The organism is Flintibacter sp. (assembly GCF_046973065.1).
The window spans coordinates 74,757-93,296 of sequence record NZ_JBKVXZ010000005.1 but is presented as its reverse complement, the minus strand read 5'-3'; the positions used below and the strand labels follow the sequence as shown (position 1 = coordinate 93,296).

Below are 18,540 nucleotides of genomic sequence, written 5' to 3'. Positions count from 1 at the left end.
ACCCCTCCTTTACTCCGCGCCGTACACGGTCGCTTCGATCATTTCGTAAACGTCGCAAAGGGCAAGTTGCAGGTCTGTGACCTGCCCCGAAAGGCTCTCGTTTTTCTCCCGCAACTGCTCGTTTTCGCGGGTCAGTTCTTCAACCGATTTCGGCTTGTTCTTGATACTGGTCGCCTTGTGCTGTACGCTCATTCAAAATTACCTCCCACGGAAGAAATGAAGCAATCCCCGCTTGCGCTGTTCCGCTTCACCTTGATTCGGAAATTGAATCCCCATTCCGCCGCCGTCTTGCTGTCGTTGGAAAGGAAAAACTTGCTCCCGCTGGTGACGGCCTGCGTAACGTCCTCCCACGTGGGGGAATCGTCGTTGCCGTTGTTGCACGCCTCCACGGTGAATTCTGCGCCCGCCGGAATCTGCCGGGTAATGGACATGATCGCCTTTGTCACCATGTCGTCGGCTTCAAGGGGCGTTGCAAGGGTCAGTTCAATTTCGGTTTCGTTCTTGCTGAATGTGTAAGTCCGCGTCGCGGTTCCGCCGTAATTGTCCGTCGCCGTCACCGTCAGCGTGTGGGACCCGTTCAACAGCTTCCGCCATTCATCCGCGGTCACGCTGAACGTGTATTCCTGCCCGCTGGTCGCGGCGTAGGACCGCTTTTGCGCCCCGTCGATCTTCTCAACGACGGTGATCGTCTGGCCGCTGTCCGGGTCTGTGACGGTGTATTTCTGGTCGAACGCTCCGGTCTTTGCCCCAAGGTCCGTATCTGTCCCGCTGATCGTGGGCGGCGTGTTGTTGATGACCGTCCGCGTCGCGCTGGTCTTGTACGCCGATTCCGCGCCCGCGCTGTCGTATGCTTTGACCCGGTACGCCACATTCTCCCATCCCTTTGTGATCTGGTCGGTGTGCGTCCGGTTGATTCCCTTGTAGACCTGCGCCCATCCGCCGCCGTTGTACTGCCGTTCGAGGACGTACCCCGAAAGGTTGTTGTCCGGGTCGGTGGACGTTCCCCAATTCACAATCAGGCTTTCGCCGCCCCGAACGTCGCTCGGAACGTCGATGGAATCCGGGACCGACGGGGCGCGGTTCCATACGATGCTGTATGCGCCGTCCGAATCCGGGCTGTCAGATACCAAGATTTCAGATTTTAGATTACAAAGCGGGCGAACGCCCCGGTCGCCGTCGCACGCGCCGTTCCAGCTCATCGCGCCGGAGGAATTGACGTAGCGGACGTCGTACGAATCCGACGCGTAAGCGTCCGCAAGCCACCAGTACCAGAACGAATTTGCGTTCAAACTGCTTGTCTGGTACTCGCTCTTGCTTACCGCCTCCGCCGTCGGCTTTGCCTGCCGGGAAGCGTCGTCGCTGAACAGCGCAAGTTTGCTTCCGGCCACCACGTCGCCCGACAAGCCGACTTCCGTTGACGTGGCAAAGAAGATTTTGTCGGTGCATGTCTCCGTCCCGCCGCCGTCCACCTGCGCTTTGCCGACGGTCCGGTTCGTGGTCAGCAGGGCGGCAATAAAGTTCGCGGAGAATCCCGCCAGAAAGCCCGCTTCCGCCTCGTACTCGTTGTAGTTGCTCCACACGTTCGCGTTGTTCGGCGGCGCGTCCTGCCCGTGCTGGGCCGCGTACCACGCGCCCGCCCCCGCTTGACTGTTCAGCCATCGGCGGATATTTGACCAAATCCAGCGGTTGTTTCCGTAGGAACGGCGGTTTCCGTCGCTGTTGCTCTGCTCAATAGCGTCAAAGCATTTCAGCGAGATAATGCGCTCCGTGATCAGCGTGACGGAATTCGCCGGAAACCCGGCGTGGTTCTTGTCCGCGATCTTCCAAATGATCGGTTTCCCGTTGTAAAGCGTTCCGGTGTCTTTCACCAGCGCGCCAACGGCGAGGGTGCTTAATGCTTTCGGCATTTCGCTTCACGCTCCTTTTGTGTACTTACTGTTCGGAAAGCGTTTCCCGCGGGTCAGCGATAAAACCGCAGAAATAGCTTTCCTTTTCCGGCCTTTTGTTCTTTCTGCATAGCAATTTGCTTTCCGGGAACAGGCGGTTGAACTTCCTGTCGGTTTCCCTGATCAGGTGGTGACAGTTGCCCTTTTCGGCGTGGCTCCGCCAGCTTCCGTAAGACTGTTCGATTGCCGCAAGGGTGATTTTCCCCTTGTCCAGCAAGCCCCGCTGTTTCTTCAACTTCCGTTGCTCGTTACATTTGCTGTTCCTCCTTACCTTGCGCACGATCTTCCCCGTGTCGGTCATATAGGTTCGGAATCCAAGAAAATCAATTCCGTTCCGTAGCGGGAAAATATTTGTCTTGTTGTTCAGCTTCAATCCCAGCCCGGCCACGTACTTTTCAATCTCCCGGCGGCAATACTGCAAATACGCCTTGTCCTCGTGAATCAAGTAAAAGTCGTCCATATACCGCCCATAGTAGCGGATTCCCAATTTCTCTTTTATGAAATGGTCAAGCCCCGAAAGGTACATGACCGCGAACCATTGTGAAGTCTGGTTGCCGATCGGAATTCCGGGGTCGTCCGTGCTGTCAATGATCATATCGACAAGCCATAGAACGTCCGGGTCCCGGATGAAGCGGCGCACCATTGCTTTCAATGGTTCATGCGGAATCGAGTAGAAATATTTTGATATGTCGCATTTCAGGACCCAGCCGTCCGCATAGCGGGCGGCGCGCGGGTCGGGCCGCGGCAACCCCTCCTCCCGGCACCGTTGTTCTTCCCGCGCTTTCCGCTCGAAATAGTAGGACCGCATAAACGCTTCCAGCCGATACAGGCCGTCATGCGTCCCGCGCCCCTTTTGCGACGCGTAGTTGTCGCGGATAAAGGCGCGGGAAAATGCAGGCTCCAACACATTGTCACATAAAGAATGCTGAACCACCTTGTCTTTGAACGCGTTGGTCATAACGATGCGTTCTTTTGGCTCGTAGACCCGGAACACGAAATAGTCCGACGGGCGGTAGGTCTTGTTCTTCAGCATTTCCGAAAGCAGGCAAAGGGCTTCCAGCAGGTTTGCTTCAAATTTTGCGACGCTCGCTTTGCCCCGTTTGCCCCGGCGGGCCTTTAAGAACCCCGCGTATAGGTTCCCGAAATCGTGGACCCGCTCGAAATCTGTTTGTTGCATAATAAAAAATGCTCCTTGCCGTGTATAGAATCCGCCTTGCGGGGGCGGCAAGCGGTCCTCCGCCTGCCGTCGCAATGCTTCATCATCGGACCCCGCCGCGCGCCCGTGGCGGGGCGGAAGCTGGTTCCCGTGGGCCTTGCTTCACCAATCTTGTATTTACCGTCGCGCTGTCACCGCGGCGGAGGGATGCGGCTTCCTTTGATGATGGTCCTCTGCTTTCAGCCGTCCGGCTTACTCGTTCCCGGTGTTCCATCAAAGCGGGCGAACGCCCCTGTTGCCGTTGTACGCGTTGTTCCAGTTCATCGCGCCGGAGGAATTGACGTTGCGGACGTTGTACGAATTCGACGCTACAAGCCGCACCCCAAGAAAAACGCCCCGGCGATCACCGCCGCGGCGCGTTTCCCCGTTGTCCGGATTCCGTGAATCGTTCGAGGTCCTTTTTCCTCCAACTGGCCGTCATCCGTTTTACTTCCACGGCGTACTTTGTCCACGCCGCGCATTGCGCCGTTGAAATCAGGTTCTTTCGCTCGGCCAGTTCGATCAAAAACAGCATGTCTTTACAGCGTGAAAGGGCCTGTTTCTGTTCATACCGCCGTTCCCGGAATTCTCCCGCGTCCTGAACGTCAAGTTCGTTCGCGTCCTGAATATGAATCACGATTTCCCGTGCAAATTCCATCAGGTCTACGGCAAGTTTCCCGTGCCGCTTTGGAAAGCGGCGGGCGGTGGTCATGTCGTAGGTGTGAAAGGCTAAATCTTTCGCTTTCGTGATGATGATAAATTCCTTTTCATCCGCCACGCCGTAAGCACCTCTTTCCCCGGATTTCTTCGATCTCCGACGGGTCCCCGTCGAACAGGAATCCCCATTCCGTGACAGTTAGAACCGCCTGCGCCCCGGTATGGGTCCGCCCGCTGATCGTCAGTTCGTCAGCGTCGGAAGCGCACGCGGCGCAAGGCGGGTCCAGCTCCGCAAACAGATTCCCGATGATGCAGGACAGTTCCCGCCGCGTGCAGGCGTATTCCCTCAACATTCGATTCTGTTTCTGGCCGCGTTCCAAATGCCCTTTGTCATAACCACCCCGTCAAGGGAATCAAATTGCACAAGAAACGGGTTTCCGGTGATGTTGTTGAACAGGCCATCTTCCACGCGGGAAACGCGGCTTTCCAGCCCCGCAATCGCGGACAGGGCTTCCGCCGCGTCCGCCTCCGCCTGCCCTGCGGCCTCCGCGCCTGCGTCCCACGCGGCCCGCTCACCCGGCTGAACGTGAACTTCCGTGTCCTCCGTGTGGTCGATCAGTCCGGCAATGGCCGTGTCATAGTTCCCCATCGTCGTGGGGTTCACGTGAATATCGCTGTTGTTCGCGTGGGCGTTCAGGGCGGTAACGTCTGCCTTTTTCTCAAACTCCGCGGCGTGCGCCGTCTGCGACGTGTTGTGGTCTGCAAGGTCCTTTTTTGTGGCCGTGACCACGTTCGGGTCAATGACAAAAGAGATCGCGCCCGTGTTGGAAATTTCGATGTGCATGGTCAGTTCAATTTCCCCGGCGGCTCCGCTGGTGATAATGACCTTTTCCGTGTCCGGCGTATTGCAGACGGCGATCATGTTCGGCTCTTCCGCGTCGTCGAACACGCCCATTTCCCGGATAGTCCAGCCGCCCACGTCGGAGGGGACCACCGCCACCACGTCGATCATGTTCGGTGATTTCTCATTGACCTCCACGCGGTTTACCTTTCCGCGCCATTGCTCCCCCTTTAGGGCCGTCATCGTGGAATTCGGCTTGTAGTAGCTTCCTCCGCCGTCGCCCACGGCGAGGGTCGTAATATTGACTTTCTGGCCCTCCATGACCGCTTGTGTGATAAGCTGAACGCCTACGTCGGTCACAATGCTTCCGTATGTGTTTTCGATTTCTGCCATTGTTACGCCTCCGTTCTGTTCTGCGGGAAGATTTCAAGTTTCCCGGTTTGCTGAATATAAGCGGCGCATACCGCGTTCCAGTCCGTCCCCATCTTCCGGTAAACATGCGGGTAAATGTCCACGCGCACGCCGACGGTGTGGCCCGCTCCGGCCTTGATTCGCGCCGTTTCCTCGATGTCCTCCGCAAGATAGGGGTAAACTTCCAGCCGCACGCCGACGGCATGGACCGCCGCCGTGAATACGGTCGCTTTCTTCTCGATCTGGTAACTGATTGCTTCCAAATGGGACCGGAGGTTTTTATAAAAGCGCACCCGCTCCAAAACCGCCGCTTGCCGGTCCGCCGACACCCCCGATTCCGTCGCGCCGATGATGACTTTGAACATGTACGGTTCCCCGCCGTACTCGAACCACTCTTGCACCCGCGTTCCGGGGAATACCGCCCCCAGCGCGGTTTCGACGGCGTATTTTGTCCCCAACCTCCGGTGAACGCGCACGCTGTCCCGGATGGTCTGCCGCTTGACTTCGATCGGATAGGAATAGTCGTACCAATCCACATGCAGGTCATAGGCCAGCACGTCAAGCGTCTGTTCGTCCAGTTCATCAATCCGGGCGTATATGATGTTCTTCCCGGTCTGTCGGACCGTCCCTTGCAACTGCTCCGCAATGACCCGCGCAAGGGCCGTCATGGTCGGGTCGCTTTTCAGGGGAGGGGGGAGGGACCGCGTATAATCCGCCGTATGCAGTTCGTTGTCATTCACTTTCCGCACCCCCGTTCGTAACGGTGGTCGTTCCGATTTTCGCAACCTGATTGTCTTTCACCGTCGCAAAGGCCGGGGCGCGGACCTCCACCCGCTTTACCCCGGCTTGCATAAGCAGTTGAATCAAATAGGACGGGTTCACGTCCCGCCCCATCTTCTCCGCCTGCCATTTCTTGAACGCGCCCACCGCCGCGTTTACGTTCTCCGAAATCACGTCGTCGCTGATTGCGCCGCCCTCCTGTGTGTAGTAGGTCACGTCGATGTTGTACGCCACGGTTTCCGGGGCCTTGACGGTCACATGGTCGGTCAGCGGGCGCACCGTGTCCGCGTTCAGGATTTCCGAAACCTCTTTCAAGATTTCTTCCTCCGGCAGTTCTCCGCCTGCCAGCAGGACCCGCACGTCCACTTCTCCCGGCTCCGGCGACGTGGCCTTTACGTCCGCGATCAGGGCCGACGCGGATTTTGCGAAATACTCATATCCGCCCATCGGCCCCGCTGTGGAGTATGTTTCCACGCTCTCCCGTAGCCGTTCATAAAACGCCGCGTCGCTCTCTTCATCCGCGCCGCCCGCGCTCTCCGTTGTGTTCGACACGCTTTGAAAGTAGGGGAACACGTCAACCGCCTGTTTGATTTGCCCCGGAACAAAGCCGTTCCCGATTTCTCCCGCCTGCGTGCATTCCGCCGCCACGTCGCCGGACAACTGGCCCGCCGGAATGGTCAGGTCTTGAAGCGTGGCAAACACAACGTCGCCGTCCGGTGTTGCGCGGGTCCCCGCCGGGATGACGGTTGCGGTGTCAAGTTTGATGGACAGCGTATAGCGCAAGGTTGTTTTCGCCTTTTCCGGCTCCAATCGGTACGTGTCCTTGAACAGTTCCGCGAGGGAATCCAGATATTCACCCTCCGCGTATCGCGGCACGTTCTGTTTTGCCGAAAAGTCGATGTTCACCCGCTCTTGAACGATGATGTCCGCCACCCACAAAATGAAAAGCCGCGCCGGGTCCGCCGGGTACAGCGTGCGCCCGGTGAACTTCTCGTATGACTGAATCAGCGCGTTCACGATTGTTTCCGTGTCGGTTTCCACAAAGGAAATGTCCGGGTAACTCCTATTCGTCGCCGCCAATGATCTTCACCTCCACAATGGGAATCAGGGTCCCCGGCCTGTCCCCCAATTCAAAGGTCACGTTTTCCACCTCCGCCCGCGGCTCGAATTCCTCGATCGCTTCGAGTACCTCCGAAATCAAGATTGACTGCGCCGCCGGAATCGGTTTGTCAAGAAACCGTTGCGCCAGCCCCAAGCCCCGCTCCAACGGAACGGAAAATTTCGGTGTGGAAAGGATGACCGCCACGTTCTGCAATACCTCTTCCGTGGTGTCCTCCGGCGCGAGGTTGATTTTTTCAAGGGCGTATGCCTTTACGGTGTAAGCCATCGTCCGCCCTCCTATCTGCTCGAATATGATTGCATGGTGACATTGACCGACGCGGCCAGCAGGTTCCCGCCCCGGTCGTATCGTTGCAGGGAATTTGACAGTTTGGTGATGACCCACTTGTTTGTCCCATACGCTTTCGGGCCGATGATCAGGTAATGGGCCTCGCCCCGCCGCATGGTTTGAAGCAGGTTCGCAACCTCCGCAATGGGGTTCACGCCCAAAAACACGGAAAAGAACATGGTGAAAGACATGCTTTCCACGTCCTGCCCGGTAAACTCCAAAAGCGGCTCTTTCAAATGCCGCTCGTGCGTGGCGTACTTCACCGAACTTTCCCATTTCAGGTCGTCAAACGTCTTGATGGATGACCGGGAAACGTAAAAGGTGAACGTCCCCCAGCTTCCGATTTCCGCCATCGTCAAATCCCCCCAATCACGAACCCGTCCCCGTCCTCTGTCGGGAGGTAGATGCAAAGCACGTAATCCCCCGGCGACGGTAGCCACGGGCTGATCTTGACGGCGTGGCTGTGGCCCGCAAAGGCCGCGTCGCCGCTTCCGCCGCTCTCGGTTTCTGTCCGTTGCGGCGCGTTCTGCGCCGGGATGAACGGCGCGTTTTTCAGAACTTTCAGTTCTCCCGAAACAATCGGGCTTTCTCCCTTGTCCGAAAATGTCACGCGGGCCGTCCGATTCCCTGCGTTGACGGAAGAGACAATGCCCGTTCGGACCATATTTTTCAAAACGGATAATTCGCTCATTTAGTAGCCCTCCAGCACGCGGCGCAAGGTCAGATCAGTTTTATACCCGCTCCGGGATATGGAATGCGCCGCCGTTTCGATGATGTACTTTCCGTCGAACGCCCCGTACCCGGCCACCTGAACCGTCACGCCCGCCACAAGGCGCGCGTCCCCGGCCAGCTTGAACGATGCCTTGAATTCTCCTTTGTTCTTTTCCCGTAACCGCTTCATTGCCAGTTGCCGGGCCTCTTCACGGCTTGATACCTTTTCGTTGATTTCCAGCGTTTGGCCGCTCTTGTCCGCGTCCCGCGGGGTGTAGGTGTATTCGATCGTCGTCCCCGTGGCCGGGTCCGTGTAGGACACGTGGCATTTGCTGTACGCGGTGTCGTGCAGGCTCGTGGAAAAAGAATAGCTTCCCACGTCCGCTTTTCCCCGCTGGATGGTCCGCACCGCGTCTTTCTGCTCATACGCCGCCGCGTCAAACAGGACGATGATCTTTGCCGTGACTTTCAGGGAGATTCCAGCCGCTTTGCAAAGCCGCTGTAAAAAGGTGATGTCGGATTCCTGCATTTGCTCTTTCCGCTGATAAAATGGGTCGGACGCGGATTCAAACATGCAGGTAAACCCGTTCGCCCCCGCAATCTCCTTTGCAATGCCGGAAAGCGTGTATTTCTCCCACGCTTTCGTCTTTTTCTGTGTCCGAATGGTGGAGGCGTAGGGGATAGACCCGGCCTTGATGGTCGCTTTCGCGGGCGGGCCGCTCCCGTCCACCGTGTCCACGGCGAACACGCCGCAGTCAAGAACCCGGTCTTTCCCGTCCGATTCCCAATTCTTTTGCACGATTACGGCGGAGATTTCCGCCCCCTTTGACGCGGAGGGCGTATTCAGCCAGCTTCCCAGCCATACGCCCTCCTTGTCGTCAAGGGATAGTTGCAGGTCGTCCGTCTTGTCCTCTTCGTTGTCCGTGTAGGTCAGCGAAAGAAGATGCTTGTTGATGTCCGCCGAAATATCCACCCCCGAAAAGGTCAGGCGGATAACCGCTCTTCTCGCGTTCATGCCGTCCCCCTTTTCCACGGCGGCAACCCCGCCGCAACCTGCGATTCAGGCTCCGGGATGGTCAGCGCGATTCCCGCGGGGAACACGAAAAGGCGGCGGTATTCCGGGTTCAGCTTCATAATTCTGTCCGTGTACGCTTCGTCGCCCAGCGTTTTATAGGCGATTGCGTCCCACATGTCCCCGGCTATGGTGGTGTATTTAGTCATAGTTCCGCCGCCTTTCGTCGTCCTCCTGTTGCCGCTTCCGCTCTTCGATTTCGTCCAGCAGTTCTTCATCGTGCCTGCGTAGCAGTTCTTCGATGTCCTCCGCCTGCGCCTCGCTCCCAACATGGAAAACGGGCGCGCTGTGAATGACGATCGACGCTTGCCGTGCGCCGGACGCGATAGACGGTGCCGACACGCTGGGGGCCTCCGCGCCTGCATAAGCCAGTTGCAGGGCCGGAACGCCAACCCCCGCCCGAATGGTGTTGACGGTGTTTGCGAGATTGCGGAAGATCGCCCCGGTTTCCGCCGCGTTGAAAACGGTCCGGTTCTTTGCATTCGTGACAAGTTCCGCGCCCGCCTCGCCCGCTATGAACGTGTCAGGCGTGCTTTTCGTGCCTTTTGCAAAAGTCGGAATCAACGGAATGTTGATGCCCTTTCCGCCGATGCCGGGGACCCAATCAGGAATTTTCAGTTTGTTCAGCCCGGAAATTACGCCGTTGATCAGGCCGATAATTCCGTTCAGAACGCCGCTTGCAATGCTTTTCAGGGAATTCCAAACGCCGCTGAATATCCCTTTCACGCCCTCCCACACACGGGACCAATCCCCCGTGAAGATGCCCGCGAACACGTCCACAATGCCTTTAATCGCCGTCAGCGCGCCGGACACAACCCCTTGAATGGTCGTCAGCGCAACGCTGATAATATTTTGAATCGTCGGCATAAGAAACTGAATCACGGACATAATGGCCGTTGCGATCGTCGAAACGACGGTTGCCAGCCCTTGCAGGATGGATGCGATTGTCGGTGCCCAATCCGCGAACGCCTGCGCGATCTGCGGAAGCACCGTTTGAACGATGAATGTAAAAATCTGTTCCACGATCGGGCGGACGTAGGTATTCACGAACTCGATAAAGCCGGAAAGGATATTCCACACAGTTTGCAAAACCGTGATCGCGCCGTCGATAACGCCCGTCGCTTCCTCTCCGAACAGGTTGATCAGGAAGTCCCGCGCTCCGCCCAAGTTCCCGTCTGTGAAGATGCTCTGGATTGTGCTTCCGATATTCGAGATCGCGGACACGATTTTGTCGAACACTTCAACGCCCGCGTCACCGAACACGTTTCGGATGACCTCGCGCACCTTATCCAGATTGTCCCGTAGGATTTGCACCGCCGAAATAATCAGGGTGATTACACCCACGACGGGAAGCACTTTCCCAAGAATGCCGCTGAACGGTCCCAAGATCGCGCCGCCCAGCTTTTGAAGCGGGCCGAACAGGGTTGACAGCTTCCCGAACCCCTTTGCAACCACGCTTCCGATTTTTCCAAGCGGACCCGCCGCAACTGCGGCCCCGGCCCGCCCCAATATTCCGGTAATGGTTCCCGCTACTCCGGTAAACGCCCGCGTAGCAACGCCGCCCACGCTGGAAAACACGCGGGTAAACACGCCGCCCACGGCTCCGCCGATACCGGAAAACAGGTTTCCGATTTTCGTTCCGGCGAACATCTGCCCGAACGCGCGGCCTACGCCGCCCGCCGCGCTTCCGATTCCGCCGAAATACCCTGTGACGCTTTTTGCAACGCCCTTGACTTTAGACGCAAAGCCCACGGCTTCCACGCCCGCAAGGGCGAATTTGCCTTTGAACAGGGCCATGACCTTTTGAATGGTCAGAACCCCGCCTTTCAGGTCAAGGAACGCCAGCTTTGCCACCAACCCCGCCGCCTTGAACGCGAGAAGTCCGGTGACAACCTTTGTAATCGTGCGCACCAATTCCGGGTTTGCGTTGATAAACTCGGTCAGTTTGGAGATCAGTTCCGCGGCTTTTTCCGCACCCTCGGTAAACGTCGGTAACAGCGCGTCGCCCAGCGCAATTTGCAGGCCCTCAACCGCGGATTGCAACAGCGTTACTTTTCCTTGAAAGTTGTCCAGTTTGATTTGTGCCATTCGCTCCGCCGCGCCTGCGGAATTGTTGACCGAATCGGACAATTTTTGAAAATCCGCCTCGCTTGCATTGACGATCGCCAGCATACCCGCAAAGGATTCCTTGCCGAAAATGGCCGTTGCCGCCGCCACCTGCTCCGTTTCAGACAGCCCGCCAAGACTGCTTCGCAGGTTGTCCACCACTTCGCGGAATGACTTCATGCTTCCGTCTGCGTTCGTCAGGCTGATTCCGTACTTGTCCATGTACTCTTTCATCTGCTTTGTCGGCTTCGCCATGTTCGCAAGGGCGGTTTTCAGCGAGGTTCCGGCCACTTCCGATTTTATGGACGCATTCGCCATCAAGCCGATTGCAAGGGAAACGTCCTCGACGGAATATCCCAGCGCACCCGCGACGGGGGCCACTTTTTGGAAAGTCGCGCCCATCATTGCCACGTTGGTATTTGAATTGCTCGACGCTTGCGCCAGCACGTCCGCAAAGCGGCCCGCCTGATCTGCCGTCATGTTAAATGCGGTCAGCGCGTCCGTCACAATGTCGGAAACCTGCCCCAAGTCCTCGCCGGATGCCGCCGCAAGGTTCATAATTCCCGGCAAGCCGCCCAACATCTGGTCTGTTTTCCATCCGGCCATTGCCATGTATTCGAGGGCTTTTCCGGCTTCCACGGCGGTAAACTGCGTCGTCGCGCCCATTCTCTTTGCTTCATCCGACAAACGCTTCATTTCATCCGCGGTCGCGCCGGAAATGGCTTCTACGGTGGACATCTGCGCTTCAAACTCCGCGGCCTTTCTCACTGGCCCGGCGTAAATCGCCGTCCCAAGTGCCGCAAGGGTTCCGACGGTCCCCGCAAGTTGCGTTTTGGTCTTTGAAATCGCCGCGTTGTTCTGTTCCAACGCGGCGTTTACCTTTGCCAATTCCTCTTGACTTTTTTTGACCCGCTCGTAACTTTTGGATAATCGTTCGTTTTCCTCGGTCAGACGGGAGGTGTTCACCCCTGCGTCGGACAGTTCTCCGCCCAATTCGTTCAGCCGCGCTTCCTGTTGCTCGATTCTCGATGTGGTCGCCGCGATCTGTCGTTCGTTCTGCGCCATCTTTGCCCGCAGTTCTTCCGTCGGCTCTCCGGTTTCGCTGATCTCCCGTTGCAGTCGTTCATGCTCCGCGGTCAGTCGTTCCAGCTTTTGACGGTTCGATTCAAGGGCGGCTTCCTGCTTTTTGTAAGCGTCGATCTTTCCGGTGATAGAATTTAGCTTTTGCAGGCTGTTTTGCATTTGCCGCGTGGTATTCAGCGCGCTACTGAATGCCGCATTGAAGTTTCCGCCCAATGCGGCGGTCAGTTTGAAGAGAAGTTCATATTCCTTTCTTCCTGCCAAATTCTTCACCTCGCTTTCTGGTTCTTCTGCTCCGCTGTGGCGGCGTTGATGTCCTCAATCCATGCCGTGATCTCCGTTACGGTCATGTCAAGCCAGAATGGGACGGGCGTAAAGGTCGCCTGTGCCAGTTTGAAGCATTCCCGCCGCCACCAGCGGGCCGGGCTTCTTAAAAGCCCGTGTCGATTAAAAAACTTCTGGCCGCGTTGGTGATCTTGTTGAAGTCTTTCAGGGGCATTGCTTCCAGCACGTCGCTTCCGATGCCCGCGGCCTTTGCCGCCATCTTCCCTTGAAAACTCCGGGAAATTTCCGGCGCAATGGCGTATTCGTTGTTCATCTGCATTTCGGTTTCAATGGAAACCATGTCGCGCCCGGAAAGCCGCTCGAAATTGAACGTCAGTTCGGTGTAGGTCTTTCCCTCATACTCGAAAGGCTTCTTGAACACGTGCGTATAAACGCCCGTGTTGCCCTCTGCGGGCTTCTCTGCGGCTTCCTGTGCTGGTTCATGGGTGACGGCTTCCGCCGCGCCTGCGGGCCGCTCTGCGCCCTCTGCGGCGGTTCTTTTCTCGGTGTCGTTCATGGTCAATTCCTCCATTCAGATTTTCATAGGTTCAAATACAGAAAAAGGGCAAAGGAAAGCCCAGCGGGGAGGACCCCCGCCGGGCTTATGCCTTGCCAAGTGCCTTTCTAACGTCGGCCAGATAGTCGGTTCCGTTGATGTAGTAAATGAAATTGATAATATCAATTTCGAGGACCTTTTTCCCGTCGATGTAGGTTGCGAAATAGGTCGCCGCATACTCCCCGGACGCTTCCGCGGAGGCGGCGGGGGCCAGCTTTCCGGGCGCGAACTTCGTCGGCGTTACCATCAGCACGTGTTTTACCGACTGTTGAATGAACTTGCCCGCGCTGTTGTCCCAATACTGTTGTGCCGCGCGCAAGTCAAGCTGGTGGTTGCGCGGCTCTGCCAGCTTGATTGCGTCGGCGGTCACGGAACGGAAATTCAGGGTCAGCGTCATTGCCTCGATATGCCCGACGAACGCGCCGTTGAACGCGCCCGCGATTCCCGCGCCCTTGACTTCCTCCGTGATCTGCGAGATTTCAGGAAGCGTAGCTTCCGCCATTCCGTAAAACTCCGTCGCGTCCTCATACACGGCAAAGTTGGTTGTGCCGTTGTCAACTTTCATGTTGTCTTTCCCTCCTTATGCCGCCAAAGCCGACGAAACATAGTCCGCGTCGTACTCCAACACGAATTCGCATTCTTTCATCGGGCTGGGCGGGGTCATGTAGATGTGGAAAACCGCTTTGCCAGCCATAAGCGCGGTTTCGCTGTTTTCCTCTTCCAGAAATTCCACGCGCCCGCCCAGCAGCTTTTCCTCGTTGACAAGGCCGTTCAGCCAGATATTAACGGAATTCACGATGCTGTCGATCAGGCGGCGCGTCATCTTCTTGTCCAACTTGCTCCAATAGGACAGGACAAGCGAATTCGCAACCCATCCGAACATGCGCGACACGGGAATGAAGTAATTCTTCACGTCCGTATCGGCGGGGAAACAGGCGGTTTCGTTGCCCCAAAGGACATAACCGCCGATGAAGTTCAGCGCGGTTACAATGCCGTTGCTGTTCAGGTAGTTTGCTTGATTCAGGTCGAGAAGAACGGTGGTTCCGTCGGCAAGGCACGCCCGGTCGATCTGCAAAGACTTGTTGGAGGGGCTTTCCGCCGGGCAACCGCCGTTGTCCGAATCGGTCGCCGTCATCCGCGCCGCGGTGTGGACAGACGCATGAAACACGTAATCGCCCAGCCCGAACAGGGGCCAGCAAAGGATTTCCGCCTTGTCGTTGATGTTCTGCGTTTTCTTCCACGCGGGCGCGTCTGCGTAATGCGTGACTTCCGTTGTGTCAATGTCGATCAGGGCTTTTGCGCCGTGGAAAACGCCGTTGATGGTTTCCGCCTTTGCCCGCATTGCCGCCGCGACGGTGGACTTGTGGGACCACCCCGGCGCAAGAATCATGTCGCACACGATTCCGTATTTCGGGAAAACCTTGTCGATCAGTTCCAGCCCGGAATACTTCTTTGTGCTTACCTCAAAGCCGCCGATAATGTCTTTCTCCGCGATTTTGGAGGGGTCCACCGCGTCAAACGCAATGGTCAGTTCTCCCGTCCGCGCTGGAATGCTCCCGCCCTCGATCACTTCGAGAATCAGGTTTTCGCCCTCGTAGAACAGGTCGAAATCCTCGCCCACGGTATAGTCTGTGACGTTCACCGTGTCTTTCAGGGCTTCCAGCGGCAAAAGAACCTTTCCGTCCGTGACGGGGTAATTCTGCTCCGAAACGCTCTTCTTGTGCTTTGCGGGGTCCAGAATGTTCACGAATACGACGGGCGATACGCCGTACAGCTTGAACTGTGCGTAGATCGCTTCGCAGATCGGATAGTTTTCCCAGTTGTCGCTGTACCCCATAGCGGCCACGGCCTCTGCGTAACTCTGGCACATGATCGGGTCGTTCACGCTTCCGCCGACGGTGTGCGCCGGGGCCGCGCCCACAACGAACGCAATCCCGGAATCTGCCGTAACAGGGGTCGAAACCGACGTGTCAACCTGCCGCGTCGAAACCCCGTGGAAATACTCTGCCATTTGTTATACCTCCTTGTTTCCCCGCATTGTCGAAACAATGTCGTTGTAATACTTGTGCGCAAGGTTTCCGGGCGTTTTCACCTTGACGTGAAACGCGGAAAGCCGCTCAACGGGGACGATCATCCGCGCTACAAGGGGATAGTCCGCGATCACGTCCGCAAGGTACGCTTTCACGTCCTCGAACGTCCCGTTGAACACGGCGTTTTCTTTCAGTCTCCCGCGGGGGAGGGACGGCCCGGCATAGACAAACAGGTTGTACCCCTCCGGGGCTTCCTGCGCGTCCTCTGTGGGCGTTTCCTGCCCGGCGGTGTCCTCGGTTCCCTCTCTGTCCCCGGCCTGTCCTGCGCCGCCCTGTGCGGCCTGTTGGCCGTCTGCGGCGGTTTCCTCCGGGCTGGTGTTCGGTTCCGCCCCGTCGGGCGCGCGGCTGTTTGCGCCGTCCAGCGCGGCAAGAATCGCCGTTTTTGTCATGCCGTCGTCGGCCTGCACGCCGTTTTCGGCGGCGATTTCCAGCAATTCCGCTTTCGTCATGCTGGGTTTATAGTTCATTGCCATACTTTTTGAACCTCACTTTCTACAACGGGCATTTCCCATTCCGTCATCATTTCCCCCAAATAGTAGGGGGCTGTCGTTCCGTCCGGGTACACAATCATTTCAAGGGGCGGTTTCAGCATGTACCGCTCTCCAATCACGCCGTCTTTCAACAGGGCAACCCGGATTCGGGTCAGCAGGTTCAGGACGCATGTTGCGCCCTCGCTTTCGTCCTCCGAATACGTCGCGGCGACGATGCGCACCGTACAGACGCTTTCCGGTTCCTGTCCCGGCTCCTGTGTGTCTGTGCTTTTGATGTACTGCAACAGCAGATAGGGGACGCGCTCGGTCTGCGCCTTTTTGGTCGGCAACCGCATTTTGTAAATTTCTGCGGGCCGCTCTTTCGGCTCTCCGCTCCGGCGGTCTACGCGGACAGGTAAAAGCATGTCCTTTGTTTCGCGCCGCACGAACTCTTCCAGCACGTCCAAAAGGTCTAAAGGTGTCATGGCTTATCCTCCGTAGCCGTTCAGAATCCGGGTGATTTCATGCTCAATCCGCTTGTTTATGACTTCCTGCGCCTTTTCCTCCACCTGCTCCACAACCACGCTGTTCGCCGCCATCTGTGCGGCGGACGGTCCCATGAACTCGGTGATCGGAAGTCTGCCTGTTCCGTCCCGCTCGAACATGCCCGTATGACCGCTTTTCATTTTTGCGATAAATGCGTGTGCAAACGGGGTTCGCCCGCTCTCCGCCAGCACCGCCGCCGAAACGGTCGCGCGCTGGACGGGGAGGGTCGGGGAGACATTGAAGCGGTAAAGGGGGATTTTGTACCCGGCAAACGATACCGTTCCCACAACCCCGCCGTCTGCTTTCTGCGTCCGCACTTTGATTGTGGTGTCTGCCCGGACATTCTGCCGGGTGATTGCGTAAACGCTCGTGATGCCCTTTAGGGCCTCTGATCTCACGGTGTTGTTGGCTCGGCGGATGACGCTTGCCATTGCCTTTTCCGCGCCTTTTGGAACGCCGGAAAGAATCAGGTTCACCCGCTCGATCTGGTCGGCTGTAATCTGAATCATTCGGTCAACGCCTCCATGTAAAGCACGATTTCCCCGGCTTCCGGGTGAACCTTTGTGATTCGGTACAGGCAGTCCCCGATTTCCACGTTCAGGTCCTTTTGCGGGATGGTTTTCAGCAGGGACAGCGGAACATACATGACAAGATCGACAAGAACCAAGCCGTCCACGTGATCCGTGGACGGCTTCTTCCGGTCCTGCGCCCCGCCGTCGTCGATAATGACCGGGCCTTTGTAGCGGATTCCGTCAATCCAGAATTCCATAACGTCGGCGTGTTCCCGGCTGTTGTGGAATACGGCGGTCAAATCCCGCTCCACCTGATCTTTGAAATTCATGGTTAAAGCACCTGCGCCACGTACCAGCTGTTGACCTCATGGGGGACGGTCAGCGGCTTGCTGTTGATTTGCAGGAAGCGGCGGTCCGGGCGGCGTTCAATCCATGTCTGCGGCACCTTGTCGCCCTCCACGGTGACAAATCCCTTGCCCTCTTCGGGAATCATGGTGATTGCGCCGTAGTAGATGGAGTAATCCGCCTCCGTGGACAGCAAGGCAATATGCTTGTCCGGTACAAGGGGCTTGTTTTCCGGTTCGTCCGGCTCCGTCCAGTCGTCCAAGTACCACTCGTTGTACTGGTAGATGTCCAGCCCCAGTTTGTGGACCGTTCCGACATAGGTTGTTCCGTTCGGGAGTTGGCGGGGCTTGATGACCGCGAGGTCATAGGCTTTCACGTCCAGCACTTCTTTGACCTTTGCGTGGTTTACGAAAGCCGTTGCCACGTCCTCCGCCATGATGCAGATATTGCAGTTCACGAACCCCTCTTTCTGTACGGCCTTGTGCCACCGTTCAAGGTCTGCCAGCGGGTCGCTCTGCGCGTTGTCCCACTTCTTTTCCGTGGACACGATGGTTTCTTTGTTGGTGAAGTCAAAGTCGATGACCTCATTCACGCCCTCGCCAACAATCGGAATCTGCCCCGTAAAGATCGCCGTCGCCGCCATCCACTCTTCCCGGCGCACGATCATTTCGTTCAGTTCCTGCAAATCCTCCGCCAGCTTTTCCACGGCGCGTTCCGCGGGCTTTCTGCCGCTGTAAGGGTCCTCGCCCGCGGCCCGCTCCAACAGGTCGTCAACGGTGGTAATCTTGTTCGGGGCCAGCAGAACGGGGGTGTAACTCTTCGTCTGATAGCCCGTGTTCAGGATGGTTTTCCCGCCCACTTTCGGATGAACAAAGGGAGCAAGGGCGCGGGACCCCTTTTTGAAGTCCACGTCAACGCTCTTCGTGTTGAACGTCCGGCGGTTCTTGAAAAAAGTATCGCGGAAGAACGTATGCACCGGAGGCATACGCCGAACCAGCTTCCCCAGCGTACGGGGGGTATAGATGGTAGTTTCGATTCCCATTTTGTTTCCTCTCCTTTACTTCAAAAAGATTCCGATATTTCGGAATGCGGTTGTCAGGGTTTCCGCGGTCACACTGGCCGGGAGATTGATTGCGTCCGCGAAAAATTCGCCCGTCAGGTAAACGACGACATCTTCTCCGGCTCCCGCGTCTCCCGCCGCAATGCCATAGATTCCCGCCGTGGTGTTCTCGTACTCCGTTTTCGCCGGAATTGTGCTTCCGCTGTTCGCCGCGCTCGCCTCCACCTTGACGACGGGTTCCACCTTTCCGTCAACCAGCTTCACGGGGTCGTATTTCTTGACGCTCTTCCCGCTCGAAACCTCGCGGACCGCCGTTGCAACTGGATAATCGCCCGCAAAAAAGTTCACCGGGCTTGTCTGGTCTTTCTGAATCTCGTACATGCTTCTTTCC

Annotated in this window: 22 protein-coding genes; all 22 read right to left on the bottom strand. The window is 57.3% G+C overall.

What is annotated here, in order from left to right:
• Window positions 1-9: 9 nt before the first annotated feature.
• Entirely contained in the window at window positions 10-192 is a 183-nt protein-coding gene (locus ACLTXB_RS03775) for a hypothetical protein (protein WP_148337705.1), read from the bottom strand.
• Window positions 189-1,907 (bottom strand): DUF6273 domain-containing protein, encoded by a 1,719-nt coding sequence (locus ACLTXB_RS03770; protein WP_412260568.1) that lies wholly within the window; start codon window positions 1,905-1,907, stop codon window positions 189-191. The genes ACLTXB_RS03775 and ACLTXB_RS03770 overlap by 4 nt, the downstream gene beginning before the upstream one ends.
• Window positions 1,908-1,932: 25 nt before the next feature.
• The gene (locus ACLTXB_RS03765) at window positions 1,933-3,123 is read right to left on the bottom strand and encodes an RNA-directed DNA polymerase (protein WP_412260565.1); all 1,191 of its coding nucleotides are present in this window, start codon (window positions 3,121-3,123) and stop codon (window positions 1,933-1,935) included.
• Between the two features lie 382 nt (window positions 3,124-3,505).
• On the bottom strand, window positions 3,506-3,919 hold the full coding sequence (locus ACLTXB_RS03760; protein WP_412260562.1) for a hypothetical protein: 414 nt from the start codon (window positions 3,917-3,919) through the stop codon (window positions 3,506-3,508).
• 225 nt (window positions 3,920-4,144) lie between these two features.
• On the bottom strand, window positions 4,145-5,032 hold the full coding sequence (locus tag ACLTXB_RS03755; protein WP_412260556.1) for a phage tail protein: 888 nt from the start codon (window positions 5,030-5,032) through the stop codon (window positions 4,145-4,147).
• A gap of 2 nt (window positions 5,033-5,034) precedes the next feature.
• Entirely contained in the window at window positions 5,035-5,790 is a 756-nt protein-coding gene (locus tag ACLTXB_RS03750) for a phage tail protein I (RefSeq protein WP_412260554.1), read from the bottom strand.
• On the bottom strand, window positions 5,783-6,910 hold the full coding sequence (locus ACLTXB_RS03745) for a baseplate assembly protein (RefSeq protein WP_412260551.1): 1,128 nt from the start codon (window positions 6,908-6,910) through the stop codon (window positions 5,783-5,785). The genes ACLTXB_RS03750 and ACLTXB_RS03745 overlap by 8 nt, the downstream gene beginning before the upstream one ends.
• On the bottom strand, window positions 6,894-7,217 hold the full coding sequence (locus ACLTXB_RS03740) for a hypothetical protein (protein WP_195457252.1): 324 nt from the start codon (window positions 7,215-7,217) through the stop codon (window positions 6,894-6,896). Before ACLTXB_RS03740 ends, ACLTXB_RS03745 begins: the two co-directional genes overlap by 17 nt.
• Window positions 7,218-7,228: 11 nt before the next feature.
• Entirely contained in the window at window positions 7,229-7,630 is a 402-nt protein-coding gene (locus tag ACLTXB_RS03735) for a phage tail protein (protein ID WP_148337719.1), read from the bottom strand.
• Between the two features lie 2 nt (window positions 7,631-7,632).
• A complete protein-coding gene (locus ACLTXB_RS03730; RefSeq protein WP_148337721.1) occupies window positions 7,633-7,968 on the bottom strand; it encodes a hypothetical protein in 336 nt (111 codons plus the stop codon).
• Complete coding sequence (locus ACLTXB_RS03725) at window positions 7,969-9,003, bottom strand: phage late control D family protein (protein WP_417050682.1); 1,035 nt, start codon at window positions 9,001-9,003, stop codon at window positions 7,969-7,971.
• Complete coding sequence (locus tag ACLTXB_RS03720; protein WP_412260543.1) at window positions 9,000-9,209, bottom strand: tail protein X; 210 nt, start codon at window positions 9,207-9,209, stop codon at window positions 9,000-9,002. The genes ACLTXB_RS03725 and ACLTXB_RS03720 overlap by 4 nt, the downstream gene beginning before the upstream one ends.
• Window positions 9,202-12,519: a phage tail tape measure protein gene (locus ACLTXB_RS03715; protein ID WP_428226110.1), complete on the bottom strand. Its 3,318-nt coding sequence runs from the start codon at window positions 12,517-12,519 to the stop codon at window positions 9,202-9,204. Before ACLTXB_RS03715 ends, ACLTXB_RS03720 begins: the two co-directional genes overlap by 8 nt.
• Window positions 12,520-12,676: 157 nt before the next feature.
• Window positions 12,677-13,087, bottom strand: coding sequence for a phage tail assembly protein (locus ACLTXB_RS03710; protein ID WP_412260539.1), 411 nt, complete (start codon window positions 13,085-13,087; stop codon window positions 12,677-12,679).
• Window positions 13,088-13,172: 85 nt separating this feature from the next.
• Window positions 13,173-13,691 carry a phage major tail tube protein gene (locus tag ACLTXB_RS03705; protein WP_412260537.1) on the bottom strand — a complete coding sequence of 173 codons (519 nt, stop codon included), beginning with the start codon at window positions 13,689-13,691 and terminating at the stop codon, window positions 13,173-13,175.
• A gap of 15 nt (window positions 13,692-13,706) precedes the next feature.
• A complete protein-coding gene (locus ACLTXB_RS03700) occupies window positions 13,707-15,137 on the bottom strand; it encodes a phage tail sheath family protein (protein ID WP_412260534.1) in 1,431 nt (476 codons plus the stop codon).
• A gap of 3 nt (window positions 15,138-15,140) precedes the next feature.
• Window positions 15,141-15,689, bottom strand: coding sequence for a hypothetical protein (locus ACLTXB_RS03695; RefSeq protein WP_412260532.1), 549 nt, complete (start codon window positions 15,687-15,689; stop codon window positions 15,141-15,143).
• Window positions 15,680-16,171 carry a hypothetical protein gene (locus ACLTXB_RS03690; protein WP_148337734.1) on the bottom strand — a complete coding sequence of 164 codons (492 nt, stop codon included), beginning with the start codon at window positions 16,169-16,171 and terminating at the stop codon, window positions 15,680-15,682. Before ACLTXB_RS03690 ends, ACLTXB_RS03695 begins: the two co-directional genes overlap by 10 nt.
• A gap of 3 nt (window positions 16,172-16,174) precedes the next feature.
• Window positions 16,175-16,741, bottom strand: coding sequence for a phage tail protein (locus tag ACLTXB_RS03685; protein WP_390125648.1), 567 nt, complete (start codon window positions 16,739-16,741; stop codon window positions 16,175-16,177).
• Window positions 16,738-17,073, bottom strand: a complete 336-nt coding sequence (locus ACLTXB_RS03680; RefSeq protein ID WP_412260528.1) for a hypothetical protein — start codon at window positions 17,071-17,073, stop codon at window positions 16,738-16,740. The genes ACLTXB_RS03685 and ACLTXB_RS03680 overlap by 4 nt, the downstream gene beginning before the upstream one ends.
• A gap of 2 nt (window positions 17,074-17,075) precedes the next feature.
• Window positions 17,076-18,131: a major capsid protein gene (locus ACLTXB_RS03675; RefSeq protein ID WP_412260525.1), complete on the bottom strand. Its 1,056-nt coding sequence runs from the start codon at window positions 18,129-18,131 to the stop codon at window positions 17,076-17,078.
• Window positions 18,132-18,146: 15 nt separating this feature from the next.
• Window positions 18,147-18,530, bottom strand: coding sequence for a hypothetical protein (locus ACLTXB_RS03670; protein WP_412260523.1), 384 nt, complete (start codon window positions 18,528-18,530; stop codon window positions 18,147-18,149).
• Window positions 18,531-18,540: the final 10 nt, after the last annotated feature.

Bases quoted from the DNA above. Each gene is read 5' to 3' on its own strand.
- ACLTXB_RS03730 (WP_148337721.1), bottom strand. From the start codon at position 7,968: ATGAGCGAATTATCCGTTTTGAAAAATATGGTCCGAACGGGCATTGTC.
- ACLTXB_RS03680 (WP_412260528.1), bottom strand. From the start codon at position 17,073: ATGAATTTCAAAGATCAGGTGGAGCGGGATTTGACCGCCGTATTCCAC.
- ACLTXB_RS03720 (WP_412260543.1), bottom strand. From the start codon at position 9,209: ATGACTAAATACACCACCATAGCCGGGGACATGTGGGACGCAATCGCC.
- ACLTXB_RS03710 (WP_412260539.1), bottom strand. From the start codon at position 13,087: ATGAACGACACCGAGAAAAGAACCGCCGCAGAGGGCGCAGAGCGGCCC.
- ACLTXB_RS03675 (WP_412260525.1), bottom strand. From the start codon at position 18,131: ATGGGAATCGAAACTACCATCTATACCCCCCGTACGCTGGGGAAGCTG.
- ACLTXB_RS03705 (WP_412260537.1), bottom strand. From the start codon at position 13,691: ATGAAAGTTGACAACGGCACAACCAACTTTGCCGTGTATGAGGACGCG.
- ACLTXB_RS03755 (WP_412260556.1), bottom strand. From the start codon at position 5,032: ATGGCAGAAATCGAAAACACATACGGAAGCATTGTGACCGACGTAGGC.
- ACLTXB_RS03770 (WP_412260568.1), bottom strand. From the start codon at position 1,907: ATGCCGAAAGCATTAAGCACCCTCGCCGTTGGCGCGCTGGTGAAAGAC.
- ACLTXB_RS03690 (WP_148337734.1), bottom strand. From the start codon at position 16,171: ATGACACCTTTAGACCTTTTGGACGTGCTGGAAGAGTTCGTGCGGCGC.
- ACLTXB_RS03700 (WP_412260534.1), bottom strand. From the start codon at position 15,137: ATGGCAGAGTATTTCCACGGGGTTTCGACGCGGCAGGTTGACACGTCG.
- ACLTXB_RS03685 (WP_390125648.1), bottom strand. From the start codon at position 16,741: ATGATTCAGATTACAGCCGACCAGATCGAGCGGGTGAACCTGATTCTT.
- ACLTXB_RS03765 (WP_412260565.1), bottom strand. From the start codon at position 3,123: ATGCAACAAACAGATTTCGAGCGGGTCCACGATTTCGGGAACCTATAC.
- ACLTXB_RS03740 (WP_195457252.1), bottom strand. From the start codon at position 7,217: ATGGCTTACACCGTAAAGGCATACGCCCTTGAAAAAATCAACCTCGCG.
- ACLTXB_RS03695 (WP_412260532.1), bottom strand. From the start codon at position 15,689: ATGGCAATGAACTATAAACCCAGCATGACGAAAGCGGAATTGCTGGAA.
- ACLTXB_RS03775 (WP_148337705.1), bottom strand. From the start codon at position 192: ATGAGCGTACAGCACAAGGCGACCAGTATCAAGAACAAGCCGAAATCG.
- ACLTXB_RS03725 (WP_417050682.1), bottom strand. From the start codon at position 9,003: ATGAACGCGAGAAGAGCGGTTATCCGCCTGACCTTTTCGGGGGTGGAT.
- ACLTXB_RS03670 (WP_412260523.1), bottom strand. From the start codon at position 18,530: ATGTACGAGATTCAGAAAGACCAGACAAGCCCGGTGAACTTTTTTGCG.
- ACLTXB_RS03735 (WP_148337719.1), bottom strand. From the start codon at position 7,630: ATGGCGGAAATCGGAAGCTGGGGGACGTTCACCTTTTACGTTTCCCGG.